We start from the raw sequence: 2,009 nt of genomic DNA, 5'->3' as shown, positions 1-2,009 counted from the left end.
CCATTGATGCGATGGTCAAGGCTGATCCGCAACTGGCGTGGTTGAAGGATGCGGAGGCTCGGGGAGATGTTGATTGGCGGCGCGTGAAGGAGATTCACGAGTCGTTTAAATACGAGAACTCGGGCGTTGGGCCAGCGGCGCAAATTGCCATCGCCATCATGATGTCTTTTGTGATGGGGCCGGCAGGACTGGGCTTGGTCGGCGGTGGCTTCGGCGGCGCATTCGCCACAACCCTCGCTACGACGGGCGTGACAAGCACGATCAGCAACAAAGGCAACCTCGGCGCTGCTTTCAAGGAAACATTCAGCGCCGACAGTCTCAAGAACGCAGCTATCGCTGGCTTCACCGCAGGCATGCTTGATTATGCCGATGCCAATTGGTTTGCAGCGGGGGGCAGCAAAGCCGCAAGTATTCTGACCAGCAGTAATTTTACCGACGTAGCGATCCGAACTGCGGGTCGCGCGGTCATTTCCAGTGGCATCTCTACCACCATTGGTGGCGGTAGCTTTGGTGACAACTTTGGTTCCGCGTTGCTGGGAGAAGCGGGCAGTGTCGCGATGGCGACCGGGTTCAATTTTGTTGGCGATCAAACGATCAAGTTCCCGGAAGGTGGCGTAGTAAAAGTTGTCGCGCATGCGCTGATGGGGGGCTTGCTTTCCGAGGCGATGGGTGGGGATTTTGCTACTGGTGCGGCGGCTGCCGGGTTGAACGAAGCGGCGATGAATGTCCTTGTGAAGTTCGCTGGTGGCAATGATCAGTTGCACTTGATGATGTCGCAGCTAACCGGGCTCGTTGCTGCCGCAGCAGTGGATGGTGATCTGCAGCAGGGTGCAAATATTGCGAAGAATGCCACTCAGTACAACTGGCTGTTACATAGAGACGTTGTCGCGGCGGATAGAGCTCGAGCAGCTTGTGGTTCGGGAGATGGCGCTCAAGGGTGCCGGGACAATATCACCCGGGCAACAGCGGCATTGGATGCCGAAAGACAACGTGATATGGAGGAGTTCGGGCGCAAGATTCAGCTACAAGCACTACAAGAAGGATGGACGCTTGAGCAATACAATGCCGCCAAGGCCAATTATTTTGCAGGCATTGACCCAAAAGAGCTTACGACTGTTTACCCTCCTTCGCTGGATCCGGGATTTCTGGCCAGAGAAGGGGGTACTAGCGTTCGTGAAATAGTTGCTGCATGGCCAGGTGGGGCAGTCAAAACAGCGGAATCCTTCTGGAATGCCGTCTCATCACCTTTTGACACGATTGGTGCAATCGCAAACGGTATTGGCGGGCTAGCTCTGGGGTTTAAGGATTGGATAACCAGTCCGATCCCGTCGCATACGCTGGAAAAAGAATTTGATAAAGTAGCGACTGCCTCCGCCCAGGAATTGGGTGGTATGGCTTTTGACGCTGTTACCGGACTCTTGACTGCTCACATTGGTGGGAAAGCTGTCGAGTGGGTTGAAGGAAAGTGGGTTGATGCAAAAGGCGCAGGTGAAGTTGCCTCTATAGGCGGAAAGACCTGTGTTTATAACTGTGTTGTTGATGGCGTGACTCGTTATGTTGGAATAACCGACGATATAGTTAAGCGCGGTCAAGCTCACCTCAGAGAAAAAGGCATCACAATTGACAGAATAGAGGGTTTACAGAACCTTTCACGTGCTGACGCACGGGCAGTCGAGCAAACACTGATCGACTACCATGGCCTTGGTAAAGATGGCGGCACGTTAATCAATAAGATTAACTCTATATCGTCTGTCAAAAACCCGACTAAGTATGAGCAGGGTTTGATACGCGGCGCCGAGCTGCTAAAAAAAGCTGGATATGAAGGATTTTAAATGGCTAAGAAGGTGAAGCTGGGCGACATTTTGCAGGTGTTAACCTCGCAGGGTGTCGCATATGCGCAAGTTACTCATAAACATCCGGAATTTGGTTTTTTAATACGTATTTTCCCCGGATTTCATAATGAGAAACCAAAAGATTTTTCGGTTGTTGTTGATGGTGAACCACAATTT

Annotated in this window: 1 protein-coding gene; it reads left to right on the top strand. The window is 52.2% G+C overall.

The features are described 5' to 3' along the window. Positions 1–1,832, top strand: a 1,832-nt coding sequence (locus tag F8N49_RS27450; protein ID WP_178117094.1) for a DUF637 domain-containing protein, incomplete at its 5' end; no start/stop codon positions are given. Positions 1,833–2,009: the final 177 nt, after the last annotated feature.

The organism is Pseudomonas sp. GXM4 (assembly GCF_008923895.1).
Classification (GTDB): domain Bacteria; phylum Pseudomonadota; class Gammaproteobacteria; order Pseudomonadales; family Pseudomonadaceae; genus Aquipseudomonas; species Aquipseudomonas atacamensis.
Note: the sequence above shows the minus strand (reverse complement) of the source record. Positions and strands in the feature narration are given on the sequence as shown.